Annotated in this window: 28 protein-coding genes and 1 pseudogene; 7 read left to right on the top strand and 22 right to left on the bottom strand. The window is 47.5% G+C overall.

The window, feature by feature from the left end:
• Positions 1 to 5: 5 nt before the first annotated feature.
• From B1A98_RS12155 to katA, 13 genes are all read right to left on the bottom strand, one after another.
• Entirely contained in the window at positions 6 to 1,211 is a 1,206-nt protein-coding gene (locus B1A98_RS12155; RefSeq protein ID WP_063386105.1) for a vWA domain-containing protein, read from the bottom strand.
• A gap of 36 nt (positions 1,212 to 1,247) precedes the next feature.
• Positions 1,248 to 2,072 carry an AAA family ATPase gene (locus B1A98_RS12150; RefSeq protein ID WP_240492528.1) on the bottom strand — a complete coding sequence of 275 codons (825 nt, stop codon included), beginning with the start codon at positions 2,070 to 2,072 and terminating at the stop codon, positions 1,248 to 1,250.
• A gap of 138 nt (positions 2,073 to 2,210) precedes the next feature.
• Positions 2,211 to 3,068: an FAD binding domain-containing protein gene (locus B1A98_RS12145; protein ID WP_063386103.1), complete on the bottom strand. Its 858-nt coding sequence runs from the start codon at positions 3,066 to 3,068 to the stop codon at positions 2,211 to 2,213.
• The gene (locus B1A98_RS12140; RefSeq protein ID WP_063386102.1) at positions 3,069 to 5,414 is read right to left on the bottom strand and encodes a xanthine dehydrogenase family protein molybdopterin-binding subunit; all 2,346 of its coding nucleotides are present in this window, start codon (positions 5,412 to 5,414) and stop codon (positions 3,069 to 3,071) included.
• Positions 5,407 to 5,952: a (2Fe-2S)-binding protein gene (locus B1A98_RS12135; RefSeq protein WP_063386101.1), complete on the bottom strand. Its 546-nt coding sequence runs from the start codon at positions 5,950 to 5,952 to the stop codon at positions 5,407 to 5,409. Before B1A98_RS12135 ends, B1A98_RS12140 begins: the two co-directional genes overlap by 8 nt.
• A gap of 27 nt (positions 5,953 to 5,979) precedes the next feature.
• The gene (locus B1A98_RS12130) at positions 5,980 to 6,432 is read right to left on the bottom strand and encodes an SRPBCC family protein (RefSeq protein ID WP_082821846.1); all 453 of its coding nucleotides are present in this window, start codon (positions 6,430 to 6,432) and stop codon (positions 5,980 to 5,982) included.
• A gap of 33 nt (positions 6,433 to 6,465) precedes the next feature.
• Positions 6,466 to 7,233, bottom strand: coding sequence for a LamB/YcsF family protein (locus B1A98_RS12125; RefSeq protein WP_063386100.1), 768 nt, complete (start codon positions 7,231 to 7,233; stop codon positions 6,466 to 6,468).
• A 12-nt stretch (positions 7,234 to 7,245) separates the two neighbouring features.
• On the bottom strand, positions 7,246 to 8,592 hold the full coding sequence (locus B1A98_RS12120) for an acetyl-CoA carboxylase biotin carboxylase subunit (protein ID WP_063386099.1): 1,347 nt from the start codon (positions 8,590 to 8,592) through the stop codon (positions 7,246 to 7,248).
• A 31-nt stretch (positions 8,593 to 8,623) separates the two neighbouring features.
• Positions 8,624 to 8,875, bottom strand: coding sequence for an acetyl-CoA carboxylase (locus B1A98_RS12115; protein ID WP_063386098.1), 252 nt, complete (start codon positions 8,873 to 8,875; stop codon positions 8,624 to 8,626).
• Between the two features lie 11 nt (positions 8,876 to 8,886).
• Positions 8,887 to 9,864, bottom strand: a complete 978-nt coding sequence (locus B1A98_RS12110) for a 5-oxoprolinase subunit C family protein (protein ID WP_063386097.1) — start codon at positions 9,862 to 9,864, stop codon at positions 8,887 to 8,889.
• Positions 9,861 to 10,748 carry a 5-oxoprolinase subunit B family protein gene (locus B1A98_RS12105; RefSeq protein WP_305954914.1) on the bottom strand — a complete coding sequence of 296 codons (888 nt, stop codon included), beginning with the start codon at positions 10,746 to 10,748 and terminating at the stop codon, positions 9,861 to 9,863. Before B1A98_RS12105 ends, B1A98_RS12110 begins: the two co-directional genes overlap by 4 nt.
• Positions 10,749 to 10,995: 247 nt before the next feature.
• The gene (locus B1A98_RS20485; RefSeq protein ID WP_158286034.1) at positions 10,996 to 11,151 is read right to left on the bottom strand and encodes a hypothetical protein; all 156 of its coding nucleotides are present in this window, start codon (positions 11,149 to 11,151) and stop codon (positions 10,996 to 10,998) included.
• A 19-nt stretch (positions 11,152 to 11,170) separates the two neighbouring features.
• Complete coding sequence (gene katA, locus B1A98_RS12100; protein ID WP_063386096.1) at positions 11,171 to 12,622, bottom strand: catalase KatA; 1,452 nt, start codon at positions 12,620 to 12,622, stop codon at positions 11,171 to 11,173.
• Positions 12,623 to 12,981: 359 nt separating this feature from the next.
• Between katA and B1A98_RS20100 the strand changes: the two are divergent.
• The 4 genes and pseudogenes from B1A98_RS20100 to B1A98_RS12085 all read left to right on the top strand — a co-directional run.
• A pseudogene (locus tag B1A98_RS20100) lies at positions 12,982 to 13,146 on the top strand (aldehyde dehydrogenase); the annotation flags it as partial.
• 48 nt (positions 13,147 to 13,194) lie between these two features.
• Positions 13,195 to 13,551 (top strand): DUF779 domain-containing protein, encoded by a 357-nt coding sequence (locus B1A98_RS12095; RefSeq protein WP_063386095.1) that lies wholly within the window; start codon positions 13,195 to 13,197, stop codon positions 13,549 to 13,551.
• 205 nt (positions 13,552 to 13,756) lie between these two features.
• Entirely contained in the window at positions 13,757 to 14,896 is a 1,140-nt protein-coding gene (locus B1A98_RS12090) for an alpha-hydroxy-acid oxidizing protein (RefSeq protein ID WP_063386094.1), read from the top strand.
• Positions 14,897 to 15,051: 155 nt separating this feature from the next.
• The gene (locus tag B1A98_RS12085; protein WP_063386093.1) at positions 15,052 to 16,068 is read left to right on the top strand and encodes an LLM class flavin-dependent oxidoreductase; all 1,017 of its coding nucleotides are present in this window, start codon (positions 15,052 to 15,054) and stop codon (positions 16,066 to 16,068) included.
• 48 nt (positions 16,069 to 16,116) lie between these two features.
• On the opposite strand, the gene B1A98_RS12080 is transcribed toward B1A98_RS12085, so the two are convergent.
• The 7 genes from B1A98_RS12080 to B1A98_RS12050 all read right to left on the bottom strand — a co-directional run bounded on the left by B1A98_RS12080 (position 16,117) and on the right by B1A98_RS12050 (position 21,993).
• Positions 16,117 to 16,344 carry a hypothetical protein gene (locus B1A98_RS12080; protein WP_063386092.1) on the bottom strand — a complete coding sequence of 76 codons (228 nt, stop codon included), beginning with the start codon at positions 16,342 to 16,344 and terminating at the stop codon, positions 16,117 to 16,119.
• Between the two features lie 64 nt (positions 16,345 to 16,408).
• The gene (locus B1A98_RS12075) at positions 16,409 to 17,257 is read right to left on the bottom strand and encodes a TIGR03943 family putative permease subunit (RefSeq protein ID WP_063386091.1); all 849 of its coding nucleotides are present in this window, start codon (positions 17,255 to 17,257) and stop codon (positions 16,409 to 16,411) included.
• A gap of 12 nt (positions 17,258 to 17,269) precedes the next feature.
• Positions 17,270 to 18,151 carry a permease gene (locus B1A98_RS12070; RefSeq protein WP_063386090.1) on the bottom strand — a complete coding sequence of 294 codons (882 nt, stop codon included), beginning with the start codon at positions 18,149 to 18,151 and terminating at the stop codon, positions 17,270 to 17,272.
• A 121-nt stretch (positions 18,152 to 18,272) separates the two neighbouring features.
• Positions 18,273 to 18,734, bottom strand: a complete 462-nt coding sequence (gene psiE / locus B1A98_RS12065; protein ID WP_041095580.1) for a phosphate-starvation-inducible protein PsiE — start codon at positions 18,732 to 18,734, stop codon at positions 18,273 to 18,275.
• A 235-nt stretch (positions 18,735 to 18,969) separates the two neighbouring features.
• On the bottom strand, positions 18,970 to 19,689 hold the full coding sequence (locus B1A98_RS12060; RefSeq protein ID WP_063386089.1) for a YebC/PmpR family DNA-binding transcriptional regulator: 720 nt from the start codon (positions 19,687 to 19,689) through the stop codon (positions 18,970 to 18,972).
• 270 nt (positions 19,690 to 19,959) lie between these two features.
• Positions 19,960 to 20,802 carry a KPN_02809 family neutral zinc metallopeptidase gene (gene ypfJ, locus B1A98_RS12055; protein WP_063386088.1) on the bottom strand — a complete coding sequence of 281 codons (843 nt, stop codon included), beginning with the start codon at positions 20,800 to 20,802 and terminating at the stop codon, positions 19,960 to 19,962.
• Between the two features lie 72 nt (positions 20,803 to 20,874).
• Positions 20,875 to 21,993 carry an NAD(P)/FAD-dependent oxidoreductase gene (locus B1A98_RS12050; RefSeq protein ID WP_063386087.1) on the bottom strand — a complete coding sequence of 373 codons (1,119 nt, stop codon included), beginning with the start codon at positions 21,991 to 21,993 and terminating at the stop codon, positions 20,875 to 20,877.
• A 207-nt stretch (positions 21,994 to 22,200) separates the two neighbouring features.
• On the opposite strand from B1A98_RS12050, the gene B1A98_RS12045 reads away from it, so the two are divergent.
• Positions 22,201 to 22,380, top strand: a complete 180-nt coding sequence (locus B1A98_RS12045) for a small acid-soluble spore protein H (RefSeq protein ID WP_041095584.1) — start codon at positions 22,201 to 22,203, stop codon at positions 22,378 to 22,380.
• Between the two features lie 65 nt (positions 22,381 to 22,445).
• On the opposite strand, the gene cidR is transcribed toward B1A98_RS12045, so the two are convergent.
• Positions 22,446 to 23,327, bottom strand: a complete 882-nt coding sequence (gene cidR / locus B1A98_RS12040) for a cidABC operon transcriptional activator CidR (RefSeq protein WP_063386086.1) — start codon at positions 23,325 to 23,327, stop codon at positions 22,446 to 22,448.
• Positions 23,328 to 23,436: 109 nt separating this feature from the next.
• Here cidR and B1A98_RS12035 point away from each other — a divergent pair, with 109 nt between their 5' ends.
• Entirely contained in the window at positions 23,437 to 23,811 is a 375-nt protein-coding gene (locus B1A98_RS12035; RefSeq protein ID WP_063386085.1) for a CidA/LrgA family protein, read from the top strand.
• Positions 23,808 to 24,494: a CidB/LrgB family autolysis modulator gene (locus B1A98_RS12030; RefSeq protein ID WP_063386084.1), complete on the top strand. Its 687-nt coding sequence runs from the start codon at positions 23,808 to 23,810 to the stop codon at positions 24,492 to 24,494. The genes B1A98_RS12035 and B1A98_RS12030 overlap by 4 nt, the downstream gene beginning before the upstream one ends.
• A gap of 33 nt (positions 24,495 to 24,527) precedes the next feature.
• Here B1A98_RS12030 and B1A98_RS12025 read toward each other — a convergent pair whose 3' ends face one another.
• Complete coding sequence (locus tag B1A98_RS12025) at positions 24,528 to 25,577, bottom strand: NAD(P)/FAD-dependent oxidoreductase (RefSeq protein ID WP_063386083.1); 1,050 nt, start codon at positions 25,575 to 25,577, stop codon at positions 24,528 to 24,530.
• Between the last annotated feature and the right edge of the window lie 104 nt (positions 25,578 to 25,681).

Below are 25,681 nucleotides of genomic sequence, written 5' to 3'. Positions count from 1 at the left end.
TGCTTTCACCTCCGGATCGTCATCATTCTAGCTAATCTCTCAAACTCTTCGGGACTTTGAGCTTCTGAAAATATATCAATATACGGAAGCGCAGCTTTCATTCCCCTTGCTTCAGGTTGATATCCGTTGATCTTCAGCAGCGGATTCAGCCAGACTACAGCTGAAGTTCTTTGCTTAATCTCTTTCATCGCCCGCGGCAAACAGGCTATATCCCCTGTATCCAGTCCATCGCTTACAATGAAAACAACGGTTTCTTTCCGCAGCATACGAGCACTATATTGCTGAATAAATGAAAATAGCGATTCACCGATGCGCGTTCCCCCGCCCCACTCATTTTCAAATACGGTCAGCACTGGCAGCTGTTCGCGTTTGCCGCTTTTCAGTTGCGGGGTAACTCTCTTCAGCTTTGTCGAAAAAAGAAACACCTCCACATGACGGGTACATGCGGTCAGTGCATACGCAAACTGCAAAAATTGATCGGCATAGGATGACATAGAGCGGCTGCCATCACATAGCAAAACAAATCGGGCATTTGTTTTGCTGCGTCCTTTCCAGACAGGCTTGATGGGAAAACCGCCCGTTTGCAAGCTATTCCGCCATGTTCGGCGGCCGTCCAGCTGCCGGCCTTTTTTCCCTGCTGCCAAGCGCCTTGCCTGCTTTAACTGCACCTGCCTCACGAGCTTTCTCGCCGCCTTTTCCATCTTTGAAAGCCCACTTGGTGAAATGTATACGTGCCGCTCCCCGGAACGTTGGCTGGCTGTTCTTGAAGAGAGCCAATTAAATGCCGTCTCCCTCTCTCCATCCGCTGCCTTCTGTTCTGCCTCCCCCTGTCTGCTTACAGAGTCGGCCTCCTCAGATCCGTTCATCCCTTCGTTCCCGCAGCCTGTTTGGGCAGCTCCTTCCGCACTTTTTTCCGTTGCTGTTCCTCTTGCTCCGCCACCTTCCGGCTTTTCTGAAGCTAGCAAAGGAACAGAGGGTTGGCTTTTGTCTGTTTTCACAAAAAATAATTGAAACGCTTCATCAAACAAAACCTGTTCTTCCTTGCTCGAACAAAGGACTAGCTTCAACGCCAGCTGAAATTGCTCACGCTTGCTTATATCAACGAAACTTAATGCCCGCAGGCTGTCCTCTATTTCTTTTAATCCGATGACAAAGCCTTGTGACCGCAAGTAACGGCAAAAAGCGGATACGCGTCCAGAAATATGATCCATCTCAAACACCTGCCTCTTCGTTGAACAGCTTCCCGGCTACAATTGTATAAGAATGCCGCTTTCTATCGCCTCATTGACGGCTTTCCAGTCTTCCCGGTCCTTAATGAAACAGCCAAGCGTCTCTTGAACTGCTTCTTTGCTTAATTCATTGTAATGAAGCAGCAGGAGCGCCTCCGCCCAGTCAATACTTTCAGCTACTCCCGGCGCTTTATGCAAAGGCATGCGCCGGAGTTCCTTCATCATGCCGGCTATTTGATCAGCAAGCAGTTCGTTAATGGACGGCAGCCTGGCTTGAAGGATAGCCGCTTCTTTTTGAAAATCCGGATAGTCAATCCATTGATATAAGCACCTTCTTCTTAAGGCATCACTCAGCTCCCGTGTACGGTTAGACGTTAAAATAACATACGGGCGATGCTTAGCCCGGATAGTGCCTAGCTCTGGAATGGTCATTTGAAATTCCGCCAGCAGCTCTAAGAGAAAAGCTTCAAATTCTTCATCCGCCCGGTCCACTTCATCTATCAATAAAACCGGGGGCTGCGCTTCTTCTGTCAGTGCCTGGAGCAAGGGACGGGCCAGCAAGAAGGACTCACTGAAAATGGCTGCTTCCTTTTCAGCAAGTTCGGCTCCTTCCTTCTCCATCAGGCGAATGTGGAGCATTTGCTTTGCATAATTCCATTCATACAGGGCGCTGGCAACATCCAAGCCTTCATAACATTGCAGACGGATCAGCCGGGTATTCAAGGATTGAGCCAGCACCTTGGCCATTTCTGTTTTCCCAACTCCCGCCGGCCCTTCGATCAGCAAAGGCTTTCGCAATGCCTGAACCAAATGCAAGGCCGCGGCTGCCGGCTGGTCAGTCACATAGCCGTTTTCAAGAAAAGTCTCTTCGATCGATTGCCTGCTAGTACGGATGCTAATCCCCCCTGTTCATCAGAAAAAAAGAAAATACAGGGGCCTGTCCATGGAAGAACCGGTCCCCTCTTTTTTTATTGATCCTAATTATAAAAGGATGGAGCGCAGTGCCCGCTCCGTATATACCTTGCACAAGTTTTCCCGATACTCTGCGGAGGCAAATAAGTCACTGCCCATTTCACCTTCTTCAGCAGCAAGCCTAGCTGCCTCCCGGATCATCTTTTCTGATGGCTTTTGCCCCAATAAGGTCTGTTCCACAGACGCCGCTCGAAAGGCTACATCTCCGACACCGGTAAGAGCTACTTTAATATAATCAATCGCTCCTGCCTTATCTGTTCCTGCCACCGCCGCTACTCCTACTACCGGATAGCCGGAGGCCGGGTGAAAATATTTCAGATACACAGATTTTGCATGGGACGGAGGAATAGAGAATGAAACGCCCGTCACAAGACTATTTTCAGGAAGCATGGTAATTAACGGCCCGATAATAAAGCTGTCCACGCTCATTCTTTCTTCGCCGTCTTCCCCCTGAATCATAATTTCGGCCTCCAGCGCGAAAGCAGCAGCTGGCAAATCAGCAGCCGGATCGGCATGAGCGAGATTACCGCCTATGGTTCCGCGGTTACGGATTTGCAAATCGCCAATCTGACTGGCTGTATCAGCAAGAAGCGGAACATGTGCTTGAATAAGCGGATGCTTGGAGGCGTCATGGTGGGTTACTAAAGCTCCTACAATAAGCCGCTCCCCTTCTACTTTTACTTCCTTCAATTGATCGATCCGGCTAATATCAATTAAAACATCCGGCTCCGTCAGCCTGAACTTCATAAGCGGCAGCAGGCTATGTCCGCCGGCAATTACCTTGCCCGTTCCGTCGCTGTCTTGCATTAGCTTAATAGCCTGGTCGACTGTTGCAGCATGAACATAATCAAATTTAACAGGTATCAATCAATTCCCCTCCCCTTCTTGAATGACCCGCCATACTTTTTCAGGAGTCAGCGGCATGTCAATGTCTTTCACTCCATACGGCTTCAGGGCATCCATGACTGCGTTCATGACAGCCGGAATGGAAGCGGTTGTTCCAGTTTCCCCTACTCCCTTGGCACCAAGCGGATTCACTGGAGACGGCGTTTCTGTAAATGACGATTCAATAGGCGGAAAAAAGCGAGCTTTAGGCAAGGTATAGTCCATCAGTGTACCGGATAAGAGCTGGCCTTCGCTGCTGTAAACCGCTCCCTCCCAAAGAGCCTGGCCCACTCCTTGGGCAATGCCGCCATGAACTTGCCCTTCTGCCGTCAGCGGATTGATCACACGTCCGACATCATCCACGCAAACATAACGCTTCATCTGAATTTCACCGGTCTCCTTATCCACCTCTACAACCACGATATGGGTGCCAAACGGATACACAAAGTTTTCCGGATCGAAGAACGATTGGGCTTCAAGAGAGGGCTCCATTCCTTCCGGCAAGTTCCAAGCCATATTGGCTGCTTTCGCTATCTCTTGGAATGTGCGCTGCTGCCCCGGCACACCTTTCACCTGAAAGACACCGCTTTCAAAAATAATGTCTTCTGCTGCTGCTTCTAATTCGTGAGCCGCAATTTTCTTAGCTTTTTCCACTACGCGATCAGCCGCTATCGCTACTGCTGCGCCGCCGACAGGCGTTGAACGGGAACCGTACGTGCCCCAGCTCATGGAAATCGCTCTCGTGTCACTAAACACTAATTCAATATCATCCATTGGTATTCCCAGCTTGTCCGCCACAATTTGGCCAAATGTCGTCGCATGCCCTTGACCATGCGGGGAGGTTCCCGAATACACCGTTACTTTCCCTGACGGATGGACGCGCACCGTCGAATTTTCCCAGACACCGCCTTGGAACCCGATAGCTCCCGCCACTTTAGAAGGGCCGAATCCGCATAGCTCCACATATGTGGAAATACCAACACCGATCAGCTTTCCTTGCTGGCGCATTTCCTCCTGTTCCTGGCGCAGCTGCTCGTAATTCACGATTTCAAGCGCTTTTTGGAGGGGCTTTTCATAGTCGCCGCTATCGTAAATGAGCCCTTGAGCATTCGTATAAGGAAACGCTTCTTTAGGGGCAAAGTTTTTCCTGCGCAGCTCCACCGGGTCCATGCCGATTTCTCGGGCATATAAATCAATGATCCGCTCAATTTGATACGTCGCTTCCGGCTTTCCTGCTCCCCGGTAGGCATCTGTCGGGGTGGTATTTGTATACACACCGAACGTTTCACAGGAAGCGTGGGGAATGTCATAGGCTCCTGTAATCATTAGGCCGAAGTCAATGGTTGCCACTCCAGGACCCATCGTTGACAAATAAGCGCCCAGGTTTGCTGTATTCTTCACGCGGATAGCTGTCAATGTGCCGTCACGCTGTCCATACAGCTCCACATCAATTACTTCATCCCGGCCTGCGTTGGAAGCAGTAAAATGTTCGCTGCGCTGCTCAATCCATTTCACCGGCCTTCCTAAATCGCGGGCAGCATAGCCAATCAATGCTTCATCCGGGTAAACGCCGATTTTCCCGCCGAATCCGCCGCCCATATCCGGTGCGATGACGCGAAGCTTAGCCTCGGAGATTCCGAGCACCCCTGATAAAACCATCCGATGAATGTGAGGGTTTTGGGATGTACACCATAAAGTTAATTCACCGCTCCCCGGATTATATTCCCCTATCGCTGCACGCGTCTCGATCGGACTTGGGAATACGCGCTGGACGTAAAAGCTTTCCCGCACAACTACTTCCGCGCTTTCAAGCACTTCGTCTGCTATTTCTCCGGCCTTCCAGTGGAGTGCAATATTATGTTCAATATCATCATGGACAAGCGGCGCTCCTTCTTGCATCGCTTCTTTCTGACGGACCGCAGCCGGCAGCACTTCATATTCAACATCAATAAGATCCAACGCATCGCGAACAGCATACCGGTCTTCAGCAATGACTAGCGCCACCCCATCTCCCACGTAGCGCACACGGTCAATTGCGAGCGGATACTGCGGGGCTTCCTTTAAATTACAATCAGGCACAAGCCATGAAGAAGGGATAGGACCTATTTTTCCTTCAAGATCTTTTCCGGTATACACGGCGACTACCTGCGGCGATTTCAGTGCCGCCTCTGCATTTATTTTTTTAATGCGGGCGTGCGCGTGCGAACTTCGCAAAATAGCGGCATGCAGCATGCCTGGCAATTGAATATCATCGGAAAAGCGGCCATTTCCTGTTAACAAGCGCGGATCTTCTTTTCGCTTTAAAGGAGTGCCAACAACATTAGCCACGATGAGTCCCCTCCCCTACTAATTGACTGGCAGCCACTGCTTCCCCGTCCTTCGCTGCTGCTTCTGCCATGATCTTCGCTGCTTTTTGAACGGCACTTACAATAAATTGATAGCCGGTGCACCGGCAAATAACGCCTTCCATTCCTTCACGGATTTCTTCCTCACTCGGATTTGGATTTTCTTGGAGAAGTCCGATCATGGCCATCATGACACCAGGCGTGCAATAACCGCACTGCAGCCCGTGTTCTTCCCAAAAGCTTTGCTGCATCGGATGCAGGTGATCAATCGTTCCCAGCCCTTCAACTGTTATCAGCTCTGATTCATCGGCTTGTACAGCGAGCATGGTGCACGATTTCACCGCAGCGCCATTAACCATAATCGTACAAGCCCCGCACTGGCTCGTATCACAGCCGATATGAGTTCCCGTCAGCCCTAGATCATCACGAAGATAATGAACAAGCAACTTGCGCGGCTCTACCTCCGCGCTTCGTTCCTGCCCGTTAACAGTTACCGTTACTTTCCGATTCTCAATTGCCATTTGCGCACCCCCTGAATCATTTCAAGTTTAAAGCTTGGCTATTTCCTTCGTCTCCTTTTGGATATCTTTAAAAAACTGTCCCAATATTACTTTCGCCACTCCGCCCATCACGCGCTGTCCCATGGAAGCGAGAATACCTGTTACCTTTACCTCTGCGCGGCAAGTGAGCAGTGTTCCCTCGTCTGATTCCTCCAAGCTCATTTTCGCATCAGCATCAATTTCACCCGGCTTGCCCTTTCCTTCAAGAAGCAGGCGGTAAGCCTCTGGCTCCTGCATATCCACTTGGCGGACAACACCTGTAAACCTTCCTTTAATCGGACCGATATTCAGGCCCAGCTCAGCATTAAATACGTTCTCCCCTGCCTCTTCAAATGATTGGCACCCTGGCAGCGCCCGCTGCAACACCTCCTTATTCTGAAGCGTTTTCCAAAGCAGTTCCCTTGAAACACCTTTAAAAGAATAAGAGTATTCAATATTCAACAGCGCGTCCTCCTATTTTTTGAATTTTCAGTTTCAGAAAACGATATTTTTAACTGGGACAATTTCCACGCCGCCGGCTTTTAAAGCAGCAACAATCGCTTTAGCCAGCTGCGGCGCTCCCGGTGTATCTCCATGGATACAGATCGTTTCGGCTTGAATGGAAACATCTTTGCCGTCGTGTGTAACCACCCGTCCTTCTTTTACCATGCGGACTACACGATTGGCCATAGCCTCATAATCAGCAATTTCCGAACCCCTTCTAGTAAGGACAATCGAGCCGCTTTCCGTATGCTCACGATCCGAATAAGCTTCTTTGGCGACCGGAACTCCCATTTTGACCGCTTCTTCATAAACCTCCGACTGATTAAGGGCAAAAATAATCATGTCCTTGTCTGCTTCATGCACTGCTTCAAGAATGGAGCGGGCAAGCTGTTTGTCCTCCATTGCCTTCATAAAAAGGGCGCCATGGGGCTTGCAGTGCTGAATCTTCACATCAGCCGCCCGGCAAAATTCCCGCAAGGCTCCCAGCTGGTATGTCACATAATCTTTCACCTCAGCTGGCGTACAAGTCATGTACCGGCGGCCAAACCCCAACAGATCCGGGAAAGCCGGGTGGGCTCCAATGCCGACATTGTAGTTTTTGGCAAGCTCTATTGTCCTTCGCATCACATGAGGATCACCGCCGTGAAAGCCGCAAGCAATGTTGGCTGAAGTAATATATTGCATCATGTCTTCATCATTTCCCAGCTCGTAAAGCCCAAAGCTTTCTCCCATGTCGCAGTTCAAATCTACTTTATACATTCGGTTCACCTCCTAAGACAAAATTTCTGTTTTCTCTAAAAATTGTGTTGTGTAATCTCCCTCTTCAAATTGTTTATTTTCCATAATGGAAACAAGCAGGGCAAGGTTTGTTTGTAAGCCATGGACTTCCATTCCGGCCAGCGCTTGCTTCATCTTTTCAATCGCTTGAACGCGGCTCGCTCCGTGAACAATCACTTTGCCGATCATTGGGTCATAAAAAGGGGAAACCACACTGCCCTCTGCCACACTAAAGTCCAAGCGCACTTCTTCTTCCGGAAGCTTCAACTGTTCAATGGTTCCTGGAGAGGGAAAGAAGGTCTTCGGGTCCTCCGCATAGAGCCGGCATTCAATGGCGTGTCCCGCCCGGCTGATTTGCTCCTGCCCCAGAGGAAGCTGCTGTCCGGCGGCTATTCTTAGCTGCCACTCTACTAAATCAATTCCCGTAATTTCTTCCGTGACCGGATGCTCTACCTGCAGCCGTGTATTCATCTCTAAGAAATAGAAGTTTTTATCGTTATCGAAAATAAATTCCATTGTGCCAACGTTTGTATAGCCAATCTCTTTGGCACCTTGGATAGCCGTTTTCAGCAGCTGCTCTCTGAGCGATTCATCCAGAAACGGGGAAGGGCTTTCTTCAACTACCTTTTGATTGCGCCGCTGGACAGAGCATTCCCTCTCATATAAATGAACAACATTCTCGAAATCGTCTGCTGCTATTTGCACCTCAATATGCCGCGGGTCAGAAATCCACTTTTCCAGAAAAACAGCACCATCGTTAAAAAATGATTCGGCTTTTTGTATGGTTGAGTGGAAGGCTTTTTCAAGCTCCTCCTGGTTCTGCACAAGCTGCATGCCGATGCCGCCTCCGCCTGCGCTCGCCTTCAGCATCAGCGGATACCCTAATTGATTGGCAACAGCTGCAGCCTCCTCAACCGAATGAATTTGTCCATCCGAACCAGGGACAACCGGCACACCCGCTCTCTGCATATGACCTCTTGCTTCAAGCTTTGATCCCATAATCCTCATTACATCCGCTGAAGGGCCGATAAATACGATATTTTCCGCCTCGCAGCGCTTGGCAAACTGCGGATTTTCCGACAGGAAGCCATAGCCTGGATGAATCGCATCGGCCTTCGTCTGCTTGGCAGCCTGGATTATCTTTTCAATATCCAAGTAGCTCTTTTTTGCTTGGGCCGGACCGACACAAACCGCTTCTGATGCTTCGCTGACGAATGGCGCCTGAGCATCAGCTTCAGAGTATACGGCAACTGTTTCAATGCCGAGCCGCCGGCATGTCCGAATAATTCTTCTGGCAATTTCGCCTCTATTGGCAATTAATACTTTGTTGAAATATGACATAGGTCTCCTCCGCTACAAAATTCGGCTTCTTTTATTGTGCTGAAATAACAGCAATCTCTTGCCCTGCATCTAAAATATCTTCTTCGTTCACGAGAAAGCTTTCAAGCACCCCATCGCTTTCTGCTTTAATCTCATAAAAGTTTTTCATCACCTCTACCAGGCCAATGACATCACCGGCCTTAACGGCAGCTCCTTCGTGAACGAATACTTCCTTATCAGGAGCCGGTTTGCGGTAGAAGACTCCTGGAATTGGTGAAAGCACTTTATTTTTCTGATCTGACATGATCATTCCTCCTATAGCAGCTGTAATTGCTGTTTGATTTGCGCTAATTTGTTTGCATATTCTTTTCGGGCCTGTAAAGCAGCTTCAATATCGACAGCAACGAAGCGGACTTTCTCATTTGTTTTCACTTGAGCCATTTTATTCAAATCGGCACTGATAATGGTGCAGATTGTCGCATAGCCGCCGCCGGTTACAGCATCATTCAGCAAAGCAATGGGCTCTACGCCGTCAGGCACCTGGATCGAGCCGATCGGATAACCAAGATCCACCACATTGGAAGGGTTGCTTCCCGCCCCAAACGGCTGCTCGCGTTCTACAAAACTTAAGCGTTCGCCTTTAAAACGATAGCCGACACGGTTGGCTTCTGCGGTCACTGTCCAATCAAGCGAAAAAAACCGCTCCTTGCTTTCCTCGGTCAGCCGGTAGCTGCATAAGCCGACAACTACCCGGATCTCATTCGATTTCGAAAAAACTGGAATCAGGTCTTCCTGGATCCGCGTGCCGATTTTTACCCGCTGCTTGACATCCGATCCGATTTTTAATTCATCGCCGGCTTGAAGCGGACGCCCTTCCAAACCTCCAATGCCGCATAGCGTATACGTGGAGCGGGAGCCCATGATCAGCGGAACATCAATCCCGCCTGCTACCGCCAAATACACGCGGGCTCCTTGCTTAACAAAATCAAAAGACAGCTGGTCGCCAGCCTGGACGGCCAGCGTTTCCCACATAGGTACAGGCTCTCCATTGACTTTCGGCGGTATCTCGCCGCCCGTCAACGCAATCACGGCATCCTGCTGAAACTCCAGCACAGGACCCATATAAGTAATTTCGAGTGCTGCGGCATTCTCCTCGTTGCCTACGAGTACATTGGCCGCGGTAAATGAATATTTATCCATGGCGCCGGATGGCGGCATGCCAACCTCGTAATAACCGATTCTTCCATCATCTTGTACAGTGGTTTGCAAACCGGGCTGAATCACTTTAATCATGCGTACAATCCCCCCAGAACCTCATCTGAAAATGCTTTCGGGTTTTCCAGCACTTGCCGAGGCTTAAATGTGATTTCCCTTGTTAAATAGCGGAAAGTTCCATCTTCTACTTGCTTTTCGATCGCTTGAAATTCCTCCATCGTAATGCTGCGGTATCTGAAAATATCGCCTTGCCTTGGGAAAGTCATAGACTCTTTAAAGTCATATAAGCGCTGCTCCTTTTGGTAAATGGGAGCGGCTGCCACACCAAATAACTGATATCCCCCCGCCCCCTGCACCGGATAAATCACCGCAAAGGCCCCGCCAAACCCGAATGCTCTTTCAGGCGTATACGTACGCGGACGGACATATTTCGGCACCTCAATCTGCTGCTCGCGCGGCACCATTTGGTAACACCAAGGCAGCCCCGGAACAAATCCAATCATCGATACGAGATATGGATAATCTGTGATCGCTTGAATCAATTCTTCTTTTGAATCAAAGCCATTCACCCGGGCAGCATATTCTAAATCAGTAGAAGACGGGTCCTGATGCCGGTCTCTAAAGCGCATCAATGCTTCATTTGTCCATGGGTCATCGAATAAAATCGGCACATCGACAATTCTTGAAGAAATATCGAAGTCATCGACGGACACAGATTGCTCCAATTCTTTCAATTTTGAAATTAACTTGTCAGGATGGATTTCTTCCGGTTGAAAGCGGACCATATAGGAAGCATTTGAAGGACAAATATCCAATATTCCAGGCAGCCTTTCTTCTCTAAGCTGCTTTGTAATGGCCATAGCCTGAAAGTTAACTTCCAGACTCATAGATTCAGATAATTCAACAAAAATAAACTCGTCGCCGCCATATTCATAACGGGTCATCCCCTTCACCTCACTCACTGAATTCTTTGCTCTTTCATGCATATGAATAAATGCAACTTTCATACCATCTTTTAAATTTAAAGAATTTTTCAACTACTTCATTCTATTTCAAGCGATTTTTCTTTATCGGCACCAAATCGCTGCCTAAAATCTTTCATTTATGAAACATCTCCTTTCACAAATGAAAGTAACGGGTGCAGTTTCATATAAAAAAAGCCTGCGGAGAGATTAAGTCTCTCCGCAGGCTTTAAAGCAGACATTCCTTTTAACCGTAGTTGCGCTCAGAGGCGTATGACAATGCATCCGCTAAGGAATAAAAACATAATTCAACATTTTTTTGGCTGGCTTTGTCTTCTCTAATCACGCAAAAATGATCGTTCACCTTTTCAATAGCAACATTGGGATTAAGCTGCTTCTTCATCTCTTTCACCTCTCTCTTTTTATGCTTCCTGGGGTACGGCAAGACCAAGCCCTTTTGCTACACGCGTGCCGTATTCCGGATCGGCTTTGTAAAAATGGCTGATTTGGCGAAGCTTAATTTCTTCACTTTGCACCGGCTTCATTGCACCGACAATATTTGCTACGAGACGGGTTCTTTCTTCTTCACTCATTAAACGGTATAAATCGCCCGCCTGTGTATAATGATCGTCCTGGCTGTAAGTGTGTGTGCCTGCCTGTCCTGTTATCGCCAATGGAGTCACGTTGGCTTCCGGCACCTCTTTCGGACCGCCAAAGCTATTTGGCTCATAATAGACCGACTTGCCGCCGTTGCCGTCAAACCGCATTTGGCCGTCACGCTGATAATTGTGAACAGGACATTTCGGCGCGTTAATCGGCAGAGCGTTATGATTGACGCCTACACGATAACGGTGGGCATCCGCATAAGCAAATAGACGGCCCTGAAGCATCTTATCAGGTGAGGCCTCAATTCCAGGGACGAATGTGCCCGGAGAAAAGGTTGCCTGCTCCACTTCTGCGAAATAATTTTCCGGATTGCGGTTCAGCACCATTTTTCCAACCTCAATAAGCGGATAATCCTTTTGTGACCATACCTTTGTTACATCAAACGGATCCCATTTATATGTGTCCGCGTCTGCAGCCGGCATGATTTGCACATAAAGTGTCCAGGCAGGATAGTCCCCTGCTTCAATCGCATGAAATAAATCTTCCGTATGATAATCAGGATTTTCTCCTGCTAGTTTGGCAGCCAGTTCCACATCAAGATTTTTAATGCCTTGGTCTGTTTTAAAATGATATTTGACCCAAACCGCTTCTCCTTGGTCATTCACCCACTTAAACGTATGGCTTCCGAACCCGTGCATATGGCGGAAGGTTGCCGGAATGCCGCGGTCAGACATCAGGATGGTCACTTGATGGAGCGACTCCGGGGATAAAGACCAGAAATCCCACACAGCTGTCGGATTTTTCAAATGTGTTTGCGGATCACGCTTTTGCGTATGGATAAAATCCGGAAATTTAATCGCATCGCGAATGAAAAAAACAGGTGTATTATTTCCGACCAAATCATAGTTGCCCTCATCTGTATAAAACTTCACCGCAAATCCGCGCGGATCACGAACCGTATCGGCAGAACCCAATTCACCCGCTACAGTTGAGAATCGAACGAATAAGGGTGTGCGCTTCCCGGCTTCAGATAAAAAGCTTGCTTTCGTATACTTAGCGATCTCGCTGTTTGTGACTTCAAAATAACCGTGGGCGCCTGCCCCTTTTGCATGAACAACCCGCTCTGGCACCCGCTCCCTGTTAAAATGCGCCAGCTTCTCCAGCAAGTGAACATCTTGAATTAATGTAGGACCGCGCTGTCCAGCTGTTTGTGAATTTTGATTATCGCCTACGGGGGCTCCCCAGCTTGTTGTTAATCGATTATTCATATAAACGTCACCTCGTCTTGTTTTAGTTGGTAACTTAATGATAACATCTATCAATGAAAAATCAATACTAAATTATAATTATTTTAAAAAAGAAATGACTTTTAAATAATCTCTATGATAAAGAGCTTAATCAGCAGCAACCGAAGAGCCTATAAGGATATGATTTGACTTTCAACTATTAAATAGAGATGATAGAATCGCAGGACACATTTCAAAAAATTCTGATTTATTTCCTTCTAAAAAAAGAGTCATGAGGATTTATGCGAATTTCGGTCTGGAAGGGTCGAACGTAATTTTTAAGAAACAATGAACGGACCGTCCTTGCTCTGCCGGGCTGAGGCCGGCTGAGCAGACAGCGGCGCGCATGGACAAACTGTTATCATCAATACCCAGCGCATGCCGCTTTCGGCGGCTATGAAATGGCCGGCATCGGGCGTGAAAATCACGTGATGATGCTGTCTCACTGCCAGCAAACAAAAAACCTGCTTGTGAGCGACAGCGAGGAGGCGCTTGGATTTTTTTAAAGCGCACCGGCAATAAGACTTACGCTAATGAGAAAGGAGCGCATTGAAATGGTCGAGCGCGTAACAGCAACTCCCGCTGCTCTTGCCTTAATGAACCAGCTAAAAGAAAAACACGGCTCTCTTATGTTTCATCAATCAGGCGGCTGTTGCGATGGAAGCTCCCCTATGTGCTACCCGCAAGGCGAGTTCTTAACGGGTGACAGCGACGTGCTGCTTGGCGAAATCGGCGATGCCCCTTTTTATATCAATGAAGCGCAATACGAATATTGGAAGCATACACAGCTGATTATTGACGTTGTTAATGGACGCGGCGGCATGTTCTCTCTCGAAGGTCCCGAAGGCAAACGCTTCTTCACACGGTCGCGCGTGTTCACACCAGAGGAACGCAAGAAATTAAATAAATGAAAATGGAAGTTTGTCCGCAGTCTTTTTTACTTTGCTTGCGGATGGAGGCTGTTGATTTCCATTCCGAACACCTTTTGTCGACAAACTGAAGGCCGGCGGCTGCCGGCTTTTTCATTTACAGCAAAAGCTATATACAAGTAAAAAAAGAAACTTTACAATAAAAAGATAGAAAATTCAAAATTGCGGAGAAAGAGGGTTATAGAAGATGAGCAGACAAGAGCAGCTGGTAGCAGCTGAAACAAGCAGCAAGGAAACAGATTTTCCGCTTTCTTTTGAGGAATGGGAGAAAAAAGCGGCCAGCCTTATGCAGGCAGGAGGCTACGGTTATGCAAGCTCAGGTGCGGGCCGAGAGGAAACAGCCAGAAGAAACGAAGAAGCATTTGGGAAATGGGCCATCGTCCCAAGGATGCTGAGCGATGTGTCTCATGCTGATTTAAGCGTCACTCTATTTGGCCATACATACAAACGGCCTTTTTTGCTGGCCCCTATTGGCATGCAGATCCTTGCCCATCCTGAAGGAGAGCTTGCCTCTGCTAAAGCAGCGGCTGCTTGTCACGTTCCTTTCGTATTAAGCACAGTGGCCAGCCATTCCATCGAAGAAGTAGCAGCTGCCGCTCCATCTGGTTCTAAATGGTTCCAGCTTTACTGGTCCAATAACGAAGAAGTTTCCTTCAGTATGGCCGAACGAGCAGAAAAAGCGGGCTATGAAGCGATCGTCCTCACCGTGGATACCGTAAGAACCGGCTTTCGGGAAACGGATATCCGCAGCCAATTTTCCCCGCTGTCACAAGGCTTTGGAAAGGCCAATTATGAAAGTGATCCGGCGTTCATGAAAGCCTTGGACAGGCATGATGAGACATCCGTTGTTGCCGCTATTCTTGAAAACATGCAAACTTTATCTCTTCATTGGAAACACATTGCTAAACTGAAAGAAAGAACTCGCCTGCCAATTTTATTAAAAGGAATCTTGCATCCTGAAGATGCGCGCCTGGCAGTAGAGCATGGTGTCGACGGCTTAATCGTTTCTAACCATGGCGGCCGGCAGCTTGACGGAGTCATCGCTGCGATTGATGCGCTTCCTGCCGTTTCTGAAGCTGTCCAAAAGAAGGTGCCCGTTTTATTCGACAGCGGCATCCGGCGCGGCATTGACGCTGTGAAGGCGCTGGCCTTAGGCGCAGATGCCGTGTTAATCGGCCGCCCCTTCCTCTACGGGCTAGCTTCCCACGGTCAGCAAGGCGTCGAACAAGTCATTGAGAATTTTGCCCGCGAAATAGAAATTTCTCTTTCCCTGTGCGGCATTGCTAATTTAGCGCAAATTGACAAGCTGAAAATGGTCAGGGATTAACCGGCTCCTAGCGCCCGCTTCAAAACTGATTTAGCGCCTGCTTAATAAGGCGTTCAATCAGTTTTTTTGTGATATCTTGCAGGCAATTCATTGGAAGATCAGCCGCAAACGCTGTATCATTGCTTATTGCACAGAGCTTGTAAGGAGGAGAAAACATGACTGCACCACAACCGAAGCATTTCCAAGGCATTCCTTTATCCGTTCTCGATCTGGCCCCCATTTTAGAGGGGAGCACTGCAGCCCAGTCGTTTAAACATAGCACCGATCTCGCTCAGCATGCAGAAAAGTGGGGCTTCTCACGCTATTGGCTGGCGGAACACCACAATATGCCGGGCATTGCCAGTTCAGCAACATCTGTTATGATTGGCCACATCGCTGGAGCAACCGAGCATATTCGTGTAGGTTCCGGAGGCATTATGCTGCCTAATCATGCAGCACTTGTCATTGCCGAGCAATTTGGAACACTTGAATCGTTATACCCCGGGCGGATTGATCTCGGCATTGGACGGGCGCCCGGAAGTGACCAGGCTACAGCCTTTGCTCTGCGCCGCACCCTTCACAGCCGCGTTGAAGATTTCCACCTGCAGCTGGACGAGCTTCAAGCCTATTTTGATGCCAATCCATCCGCTCGCGTGCGCGCTTTTCCCGGCGAGGGCTTAAACATTCCGATCTGGCTTCTCGGCTCTAGTGATTTCAGTGCCCGCCTTGCTGCTGAGAAAGGCTTGCCGTTCGCTTTTGCCAGCCATTTTGCAGCAGACTACACACTGCCTGCGTTAAACATTTACCGCGGTCACTTTACACCTTCCAATGTGCTGGAAGAACCGTATGCCATGGTTGGTGTCAATATTATCGCCGCTGATACAGAAGAAAGAGCCCGCTGGCTTGCTACCTCTCAACAGCAGCAGTTTTTAAGCTTAAGAAGAGGAGAACCGACACAGCTGAAGCCGCCGATCGATGACATTGATCAAGTATGGAGCCCCTTTGAGCAGGCTGCGATTGAACAAACACTCGATTCCCGCGCTACCATTATCGGCACCCCCGATACGGTGAAACAAAAGCTGGAACGCTTCTTGGCCGAGACCAAAGCAAATGAAATCATTGTAAATTCACAGATTTTCTGCCATGAAGATCGGCTGCGCTCTTATGAAATCGTCGCCGGCCTGATGGAATAAAAAAACAGCCTGAAGCGGCAATGCTTCAGGCTGCTATGTATTTTCCCATCAACGGACAAACCGTCTCAGCCTTTCATTCCGGTCTTCCTGCTCCTCCCGGGAAGCAAGATCGTATTTTTTAAATAAATGAAACAGTTCATTTAACGTGTGCTGTGCGTGCCGGCTTTGCAAAAATACATGAAGGTCTTCATATAAAGAAGGCGGGAGAAACTCTCTTTGGCTTTCCAGCTTGTGAATGACCTCTTCCTGAGAATGATCAATGTTACACCGTCCCATGCCAATCACCCTTTCCGCGTGTTATGCTTCTAATCTAACATAAAAGCAGGCACCCTTCAGCATGTTAATATCCTCTATAAACGTAAGGCTCCTTCGGCTTGTCGATCGCATGCCATTCTTTCACGCGCAGCACAGGAATGGTCGCTTTAAACGGCTGGTAATACATTGATGACAATGTGCCCTTCACATGAATCCAGTCATCATCCTGCAGCTTCGTTTCTTCCGGAAATTCGGCCAGCATCCCGAAAGCCCCTGAATCCGCCACGCAATGGATGACACCAAACCGGAGTACAAACAGCTGACGCTGATCAGGGCTTTCCCCGCGGAAGGCAAAACCGTCAAACTCAATCACCTTTCCGAGAAAATCTCCCGGAAAGTGATAAATGGTTTCCATTCCCTTTAAAAACTGATCGTCACGTAACGCAATATGCTCTTTAGAGATATACTTCGACAGCTCTTTTTCCATCAACTCATCATAGCCTTCTTTGCCATAATACACACTTGTATCGGGCTTTAAATATTGAGTTTGGGCATAATGATCAGCCGCTTCAATCTGTTCAATCGGCTTAAATGAAAACCCTTTTGATTTGACGATAGTGGAATCGAGCGTAGCAATCGGAAAAAATAAGCCAGCGGCTAGGGGAAAAGCAAAGACGCCGTAAAAGAACCACCGCTGATAAAAAGGCTTGTCCTTTTCGTCACTGTGATCGTGATCGCAGCACAGCTCGCCGGCCGCTTCCCCGCCCCCTTTGAAGTAGTCATATACTTGAACAATCGTCAAAAGCGCAAAAATAAAAATAGCACTGTAAGACAAATAGGCATACTTCATATTGATATATTTAGCAATGTTGCCGGAAGCATGAAGGTGGAAAAAGAAATAAGTAAACAGCAGCAAAATATAGATGCGAAACATTCTGTCCCCCCTTTAAATCAACAATGAACCGATGAATACAAAAATGGCAATATAGGCGACTAAATACAAAATAAAACGTTTTTTAAACGCATCAAGCATCATCAATACATTTTTAATATCAACCATCGGGCCGAAAACGAGAAAAGCGACTAAGGAGCCCGTAGAGAAAGTACTTCTGAAGGAGGAAGCGATAAAGGCATCCGCCTCTGAACAAAGAGATAAAACAAAGGCTAAGCCCATCATGACAAGATGAGAAGCCGCTTCTGTTTGCCCAATTTCCAGCAGCGTGGACGTTTTTACATACGTTTGCATAGCGGCGGCAACAAAGGCCCCGATAATTAGATACTTGCCAACCGAGAAGAATTCATCTGCTGCATGGCGCAGCATTCCCGCAAACTTCTTCATAAACGTCTGTTTTCCGGAAGCATCGCAATGATTATGCACCGCTCCTTTAGCGATCAGCTGATTTCCCTTAAATTGCCTTGAAATAATCAGGCCTACAAGAACCGCCACAATGAATGATAAGCCGCTGCGGTAGAAAGGCATGTCCCATTGGCTGCCAAATGCAAGATAGGTTGAGAACAAAACAACCGGATTAATCACGGGTCCCGTTAACATAAATGCTATCCCGGCGTGTAAAGGAACTCCCTTAAGAATCAGTCTGCGGACGATCGGCACGATGCCGCATTCACAGGCCGGAAACAAAGCGCCAATGAACGCAGCTGACAAAACAGCTAAATATCGGTTTTTCGGTATCACCTTCGCCAGCATTTCCTCGGTAATAAACATCTGGATAAAGCCCGCAATGAAAACCCCAATGAGCACGAACGGAATTGCTTCAATCAAGATACTAATAAAAATCGTATTTAATTGTAAAAACGACTGTGAAAACATACATATCCCTGCCAATTACAAAGTTAAATATAGTAAGGGCTTATTATAACATACCAATTTCCAGGTCATTTTTTATGTTTCAAAAATAAGTAAATAGGACGGTGCGTGCACACCGTCCAAATCAATCCTTATCTGAATGGTTCTTTTGAAAAAACCACTTAACCTCTGGCCTGTCATGCGGAGTTAAATTCATAATGAAATAACCGATAATTAAAATTAACACAACGAGAGAGTAGATGAGTGTGTTAATAGGATGGTCATGGTCAACAATAATCAGCCGAATCATCGCCGTAATGCCAATATACAGAAAGTATCTCAGCGGGAAATGATAGTCCTCTTTAAAATACTTGACGATCATCGTAATAAACTCGAAATAGAGGAAAAAGATGAGAATATTAGCCAGGAACAGCTTGTAATCATTTGTGCCTCTTTCAATTAAAATTTGGCTGAACACAACTAATTCCTTAATCAGCAAAAAAACTAAGATAATAGCCAGAAAAACAAGAGAAATATTTAATACCGTTTGCAGAACCTTCGGAATAACCTTCACAAATCCTGTAAAATCCTTTTTCGTCTTTGCCATGCAAAACCTCCTAGTAAATTATTTTGAAATAATATCAATAATGATCTCCTGTCTGTATCGCTCACGTAAAAGAGCGGGACAAGCAGCTTGGTGAAAATGATAATAAGTATATATGATATTCTAACTATTTTTAAAATTCAATACAGATAAAACGGAGACTCTTTACAATTTTTTAAACACTCCTTACAAATCATTAAAAAAAACAGGCCTTCGCTTCGGGCGAAGGCCTGTTTTCTTATTCACCTAAATCTACGTTATGGTATACCTGCTGAACGTCTTCCAGATCTTCGAGTGCATCAATCATCTTTTCAAACTGAGCCTGTGCCTCTTCCGGAAGGGTCACTTCATTTTGCGCAAGCATGGTCAGTTCAGCGACGGTAAATTCCGTAATGCCGGCGCCTTTTAATGCTTCCTGCACCACATGGAATTGGTCCGGTTCGGCATAAACAATAACGGCTTCGTCTTCTTCAATGATATCTCTTGCATCAACATCCGCTTCCATCAAAATTTCCAGCACTTCATCAGCTGTTTTGCCTTCGATTCCAATGACGGCAGTAGCATCGAACATATAAGCCACTGACCCGCTCACTCCCATGTTGCCGCCGTTCTTGCCGAAAGCAGCCCGCACTTCTGATGCTGTGCGGTTGACGTTATTCGTCAAGGCATCGACGATCACCATCGAGCCGTTCGGGCCAAACCCTTCATAACGAAGCTCATCATACGTTTCATCTGATCCGCCTTTTGCTTTTTCAATCGCACGGTCGATAATATGCTTCGGCACATTGTAGGTCTTAGCGCGCTCAAGCACGAATTTTAACGCTTGATTGGATTCCGGATCCGGTTCACCCTGTCTCGCCGCCACATAGATTTCGCGTCCGAATTTCGCATATATGCGGCTTGTGTTGGCATCTTTTGCCGCTTTTTTCTCTTTAATATTGTTCCATTTACGTCCCATCGTAAACACTCTCTTTCCACTTTGAATCTGAATCAAATGATGAATGCAAAACAGACTGGCTTTTCAACACTTTTTCAAACTGACTGTAAGGAACTGCTGATGCTTTTATATAACGAATCTTGTACGTTGCTGAATCATTTGCAGATTATATTATACATCAATTAAAGCCTCTTTGAAACAACGAAGAGCGGGGTCTTTCTCCATTTTTTTCAAGATAGCTCTCTGACAGATCCTGCGGAAATCGCCGGCGGCCGCTCGTCAAGAAATTTTTTATAAATCACGGGCATTAAAGGTATCCCCGCCCGTTAAGCTGCCGGATTGAAAGCCTTTATTAAACCAGCGCTTTCTTTGTTCAGATGTTCCATGCGTAAAGCTTTCAGGCACAACATAGCCTCTCGCCTGCTTTTGAAGGGTGTCGTCACCAACCGCGCTGGCTGCATTTAACGCTTCGTCCAAGTCCCCTTCCTCTAAGACCCCCATCCCTTCAGCATGGCGGGCCCACACGCCGGCCAAGTAATCCGCCTGCAGTTCAAAGCGCACAAGATATTTGTTAAATTCCTCCTCGCTAAGCTGCTGGCGCAGAGGCATAATTTTGTCGCTCGTTCCTAAAAGGGTTTGGACATGATGTCCCACTTCATGGGCAATCACATAGGCCATAGCAAAGTCGCCGGGTGCATGAAACCTTTGCTGCAGCTCATCATAAAAGCTTAAATCAATATACAGCTTCTGGTCACCTGGACAATAAAACGGCCCCACTGACGCACTGGATGTGCCGCAAGCGGACTGCACGCTATTCGTATAAAGCACAAGTGTCGGCTCTTTATAAACTAAGCCCTGCTGCCTGAAAATCTCTGACCATACATCCTCTGTATCCGCAAGTACAACGGATACGAACTGCGAAAGCTCTTTCTCCTTCTCGGTTTCTTCATATGTGCCGGTATTGGCATCATCCGTTGTTTGCAGACCGTTCATCAAATCGGCCGGATCACCGCCGAGAAAAGCGAAAACGAGGATCAGAATCAGGCCGCCGATGCCTCCCCCGATCAGCGTTCCTCCTCCTCTCCCTCTGCGATCCTCGACATTGGCGCTTTCTCTTCTTCCTCTCCATTTCATCGCGCTTCCTCCCCTGGCTGCTTGGTTATTGATGTTATACCCAGGATGAGCGAAGTTTAAAAAAAGAAGATTTTAAGCATCGATGGCGCCCGCTACATCGTATAACTGAAGATCGATGTCAACCGTTTTACCGAGTGCCAGTTTAGCAAGCTGGGCTCCGAGGAAAGGGCCAGCTGTTAAACCGGAAGCGCCAAGACCGTTGGCAAGCAAAAGATTTTCCGCCCCCGGCACCTCTCCGATAACGGGCAGAAACCCCGGCGTGAACGGCCGAAATCCAACACGCGCCTCCACAAATGTGCCATCTGCCAAGCCGGGAGCGACAGCCAGCGCTTTATCAAAAACCTCGTGCAAGCCGCCAGCCGTCACACGCCGATCAAATCCTTCATGCTCCTCATGGGTCGCGCCAATCACAATACGGCCGTGATCAAACGCCAAAATGTATTGATCATTAGGCGGCATCACGACCGGCCAGCCGGCAGTGTCTGTGTCTTCAAGCTGCAGATGAACGATTTGGGCCTTTTGCGAGGTAAGCTGAAAATTCAGCCCAAGCGGTGCCAGCAGTTCATCTGCCCAGGCTCCTGCGGCCACTATCACGCGATTAGCGGCATAGCTCTGACCGTTCACACGTGCGCCAGTCACTTTTCGCCCAGCATGTTCTAGCTCGGCAGAACCGCGCAGATGAACAGCGCCATGCTTTTTGGCGGCCTGAAGAAGCGCATTTCTTAACTCTCGGCCATTAACCCTTGCTGCTCCGCTGACATGAACAGCAGCGAATTCTTCCGATAGAGGCGGAAACTGCTCAGATGTTTCCGAAGAAGCCAAAAGGCGAATGTCGCCTATTTCGGGCGCATGCTCCCTCCTCTTCAATGCCCGTTCTTTCATTTTCTCCAGCTTGCCGGCATCCGTATGCAGGCTGACCGCGCCTACTTGCTCATAGCCGGTTTCCGTTTCTCCCTCTTCCTCCAGCTGCCTGATCAATGATGGATAATAGGCGGCTCCTCCTTTGACAAGGGCATACCAAGCCTTGTTCCGCCGCTGGGACAGCCACGGACAAATAATGCCTGCCGCCGCATCTGTTGCCTGCCCTTTGTCCTCTCGATCAATCACCGTCACTTCCGCTCCTGCTTTCGCTAAATGATAAGCAGCGGATGCTCCTAAAATTCCTGCACCTATGACAATAAATTCTCTCATGTGAACTCCTTCTTCTATTTAATTCTTGCAAGGATCGGCCCTCAATAGGAACAGATCCTGCTATGTAAACATTTATCTTGTCTATCACCAGGCCATTTTCCGTTTTGCCACCCGTTTATTTTACCATGCAGCTGATTGAAACAGAGAATAGATGAGCCGTTCAATGCCCATATTAGAAGGGAAATCAATGGATAAGGAGGCTTATACATGAACAAACAGCGTGCCAAAGAAATTGCTGATTCACCGATGATGAAGCATGTGACGTATCAGGGAATGCCAATTTATATCCAGCATGTGGATGAAGAAAATGAAACCGCCAGAATCTATCGTTTAGACGAACCGGAACACGAGCAGACGGTTTCCTTAAATAACCTGGAAGAGCATTAAATCCATTTGCTGCCTAACGCGCCTTCCCTCTGCGGAGAATGAAGGCGCGTTATCTAAAACCTTTCTTATCCAAACAAATCCTGGGTAAACCGCAGCCATTCGCGCGCGGCAAATGAGAGATAACGATCTTTCCGCCAAATCATCACTAAGTGCCAGGGAATCACAGGATCAACAAGCGGCAGCACTCGGATGCGGTTTCTATCAAGCTCCCGGCAAATCGGCTCCGGAAGAAGCGCAATTCCGAGATTAGCCGCTACCATTTCACTAATAAAGTCCCATTGCGAACTTTCATAGACTACCTGCGGCTGAAATCCCGCCCTTACACACTCAGCAATCACCCGGTCATGAAGCGCAAAGTCTTTGCGGAAAAACACGAAAAGCTCCTGATGCAGCTCGGATAACTTCACTTTTTCTTGTTCTGCCAGCCGGTGAGAAGGATGGACGAGCAGCATAAGTTTTTCCTCAACAAGTGAAAAAGAATGAAACAGCGCTTCATTGGCAGGTGACAGAACGACTCCAATATCAAGCAGGCCTTTCTCCACATGCTCTTCTACTTTCTTCGCTCCGTCTTCTACAAGCTGAATAACGATGTCCGGATATTGTTCACGAAATTTCCCTAACACCCTCGGAAAAAAACTTGATCCGATCATTGGCGGCAATCCAATGGTAATACGGCCTTTTTTCAGATGAATTAAATCATCCAGCTCTACCGACAAATGCTGAAAAGAGTGAACAATATCCTGGGCCTGGGCAAAGATCACCTGCCCGGCATCGGTTAATTCCACTTGTTTGCCTGAGCGGTTAAACAGCACCACTCCCAATTCCTCTTCAATGCTCTTAATCATTTTGCTGATGGTCGGCTGTGTAATGTACAAAGACTGGGCTGCTCTCGTAAAGCTTTTATGATGAGCCACCTGCAAAAAATAGTGTAAATGCCGGATATCCATGCTCATTCTCCTTTTTAATGATAGATAAAAGGAATACTATTTATTCTATATATGCATTTTACCTATAGAAGAAGATGAAGTACACTTTTCTTTGAAAGGAGGAAATGACATGAGGATTTTCCTTGGAAGCACCGTGCAAGTCATGCTCTTATGCGCCTTTTCTCTCAGCATGAGACAGCTAGTTAACGTCCTTCATTTAAAAGTTCCGGGAAGCATCTTAGGGATGTTTATTCTTTTTATCCTGTTGCAAACGAAGGTGATCCGGCTTGAGTGGATTGAGCTGGGGGCCAACTGGCTGCTGGCAGAATTATTATTATTTTTTATTCCATCCGCTGTAGGAATTATAAAATATAAAGAAATGCTCATAGATGACGGGATCTATATCACGGTAGTCATTATTCTCAGCACAGCCGTAGTTATGGCCTGCACGGGGATGACGGCCAAAAAAATCGCCGAAAGAAAGGGGCAAAGGCCATCATCATGACCGCTCTCTTCAGTCTCGTTTTCACTATAAGTTTATATTGGGGAGCCAAATGGTGTTACAAGCACAAGCCAAAAGTCTATTTGTCTCCCCTGCTTACGGTTCCTGTGCTCGTTGTCGGCTGCTTGCTATTGACCGGCATTTCTTATGAATCGTACGATGCAGGCGCACAATGGCTCAGCCGGATGCTTGAACCGGCGACCATCGCTTTTGCTGTTCCTCTTTATAAGTATTTCAATATATTAAAAAAACATGCAGCTGAAATTTTTATCAGCGTATTTTCCGGCTCTATTGCCGCGATTCTATCATCGATAGCGATTGCTAAAATGCTGCACTTAAATACACAAATTGTGGAAAGCCTCATCCCGCGCTCTGTCACTACGCCGATCGCTATGGGCGTATCTGAGACCATTGGCGGCATTCCCGCCATTACAGCTGTATTTGTCATTATGACCGGGCTGCTCGGATCTATTATCGGCCCGATCATCATTCAGCTGCTGCGGATCGACAATGACATTGCCCGGGGAGTGCTGCTTGGCACGGGCGCACACGGGGCCGGCACATCAAAGGCGTTTGAGTTCAGCTCCGTAACAGGGACCATTTCCAGCTTATCGATGATCTTGGCCGCCCTGATCACCCTTTTTACGGTCCCTTGGATTTTGTCTGTCCTGCCGATCCTTTTGTAAAGAGGGACCCTCTTAGAAAAGAGCGTTCCTCTTCTATTTCATCATCTGTTTCACCAGTTCTCTGTTGCGCGTCTTAAAGATCTCATTATGGGACGAGACCATGCCGGTTTGAGATGCCCCGGGCTGAATCAATTGCTTAGCTTGATTGACCGCATTGGCTGCGTCTTGAAAAGCGCCTGCGATCAAATGCAGCTTGCCGTCGTGCTTGAGAATATCTCCGGCGGCGTAAAAGCCCTCTACCGATGATTCGCTGGAGGCATTTCCGGCAATAAAATATTCATCTACTCTTTCAATGTCCAAGTCACTATTCTCAAATAATTGTTTATCCCGTTCATAGCCATGATTAACGATTACCTCATCGATTGGCAGGTATGCAGTCTCACCTGTCCGATGATTAGTCAGCTCCACCCGTTCGATCGCTTCATGGTTTTTGCAGGCGATAAGCCGCGTAATAGACGTATGGAACAGACAGATAGCTGAGCTGTTCATCAATTGCGTAACTTGTGCTTCATGGCCGTTTAATTCTCCTTTTCTATAAGTTAAATAAACGGTTTTGGCAATGGGCTCTAACTCGTTGGCCCAATCTATCGCTGAGTTTCCGCCGCCCGAAATAACAACTGTTTTATCCTTGAAGCGCTTTAAAGATTTAACGGTATAATGCAAATTCGACACTTCAAACTTCTCTGCTCCCTCAATTTCCAGCTTTTGCGGCTTTAAAATTCCGCCTCCGACGGCAGCAATAACGGTTTTAGAAAAGTGTTTCCGTCCCGAAGCCGCATGCAGGATAAACACGCCCTCCTCATTCTTGGTAATAAACTCTACTTTCTCATTTAGCACCACTTCAGGATGAAACGTCAGCCCCTGTGCCACCAGCTGCTCGATTAATTGAGCTCCCGGAATCGGCGGCTGGCCCCCAACATCCCAAATCATTTTTTCCGGATACACATGCAGCTTTCCTCCTAATCGCGGCTGGTATTCGATCAGCTTTGTTTTCATTTCTCTCAATCCGCTGTAAAACGCTGAATAAAGACCCGCTGGCCCTCCTCCTATAATGGTGACATCAAACAATTCTGGTTGTTCCATATTCACTCGCCTCCTCAATCATCAAATGTAATTGATTATCATTATCAATTAATATACTCTTTTTCCATTGCCCAGGCAATAAAAATACCCATTGACAACAGGAT

The organism is Pseudobacillus badius (genome assembly GCF_002189605.1).
Classification (GTDB): domain Bacteria; phylum Bacillota; class Bacilli; order Bacillales; family Domibacillaceae; genus Pseudobacillus; species Pseudobacillus badius.
The sequence above is the reverse complement of the archived record's forward strand: the minus strand, read 5'-3'. Positions and strand labels throughout refer to the sequence as shown.

Bases quoted from the DNA above. Each gene is read 5' to 3' on its own strand.
- ypfJ (WP_063386088.1), bottom strand. From the start codon at position 20,802: ATGAAATGGAGAGGAAGAAGAGAAAGCGCCAATGTCGAGGATCGCAGA.
- B1A98_RS12035 (WP_063386085.1), top strand. From the start codon at position 23,437: ATGAGGATTTTCCTTGGAAGCACCGTGCAAGTCATGCTCTTATGCGCC.
- psiE (WP_041095580.1), bottom strand. From the start codon at position 18,734: ATGGCAAAGACGAAAAAGGATTTTACAGGATTTGTGAAGGTTATTCCG.
- B1A98_RS12075 (WP_063386091.1), bottom strand. From the start codon at position 17,257: ATGTTTCGCATCTATATTTTGCTGCTGTTTACTTATTTCTTTTTCCAC.
- B1A98_RS12095 (WP_063386095.1), top strand. From the start codon at position 13,195: ATGGTCGAGCGCGTAACAGCAACTCCCGCTGCTCTTGCCTTAATGAAC.
- B1A98_RS12025 (WP_063386083.1), bottom strand. From the start codon at position 25,577: ATGGAACAACCAGAATTGTTTGATGTCACCATTATAGGAGGAGGGCCA.
- B1A98_RS12070 (WP_063386090.1), bottom strand. From the start codon at position 18,151: ATGTTTTCACAGTCGTTTTTACAATTAAATACGATTTTTATTAGTATC.
- B1A98_RS20485 (WP_158286034.1), bottom strand. From the start codon at position 11,151: ATGAAGAAGCAGCTTAATCCCAATGTTGCTATTGAAAAGGTGAACGAT.
- B1A98_RS12120 (WP_063386099.1), bottom strand. From the start codon at position 8,592: ATGTCATATTTCAACAAAGTATTAATTGCCAATAGAGGCGAAATTGCC.
- B1A98_RS12060 (WP_063386089.1), bottom strand. From the start codon at position 19,689: ATGGGACGTAAATGGAACAATATTAAAGAGAAAAAAGCGGCAAAAGAT.
- B1A98_RS12110 (WP_063386097.1), bottom strand. From the start codon at position 9,864: ATGATTAAAGTGATTCAGCCCGGTTTGCAAACCACTGTACAAGATGAT.
- B1A98_RS12050 (WP_063386087.1), bottom strand. From the start codon at position 21,993: ATGAGAGAATTTATTGTCATAGGTGCAGGAATTTTAGGAGCATCCGCT.
- cidR (WP_063386086.1), bottom strand. From the start codon at position 23,327: ATGGATATCCGGCATTTACACTATTTTTTGCAGGTGGCTCATCATAAA.
- B1A98_RS12080 (WP_063386092.1), bottom strand. From the start codon at position 16,344: ATGGGACGGTGTAACATTGATCATTCTCAGGAAGAGGTCATTCACAAG.
- B1A98_RS12045 (WP_041095584.1), top strand. From the start codon at position 22,201: ATGAACAAACAGCGTGCCAAAGAAATTGCTGATTCACCGATGATGAAG.
- katA (WP_063386096.1), bottom strand. From the start codon at position 12,622: ATGAATAATCGATTAACAACAAGCTGGGGAGCCCCCGTAGGCGATAAT.
- B1A98_RS12155 (WP_063386105.1), bottom strand. From the start codon at position 1,211: ATGGATCATATTTCTGGACGCGTATCCGCTTTTTGCCGTTACTTGCGG.
- B1A98_RS12085 (WP_063386093.1), top strand. From the start codon at position 15,052: ATGACTGCACCACAACCGAAGCATTTCCAAGGCATTCCTTTATCCGTT.
- B1A98_RS12090 (WP_063386094.1), top strand. From the start codon at position 13,757: ATGAGCAGACAAGAGCAGCTGGTAGCAGCTGAAACAAGCAGCAAGGAA.
- B1A98_RS12030 (WP_063386084.1), top strand. From the start codon at position 23,808: ATGACCGCTCTCTTCAGTCTCGTTTTCACTATAAGTTTATATTGGGGA.
- B1A98_RS12125 (WP_063386100.1), bottom strand. From the start codon at position 7,233: ATGTATAAAGTAGATTTGAACTGCGACATGGGAGAAAGCTTTGGGCTT.
- B1A98_RS12115 (WP_063386098.1), bottom strand. From the start codon at position 8,875: ATGTCAGATCAGAAAAATAAAGTGCTTTCACCAATTCCAGGAGTCTTC.
- B1A98_RS12135 (WP_063386101.1), bottom strand. From the start codon at position 5,952: ATGGCAATTGAGAATCGGAAAGTAACGGTAACTGTTAACGGGCAGGAA.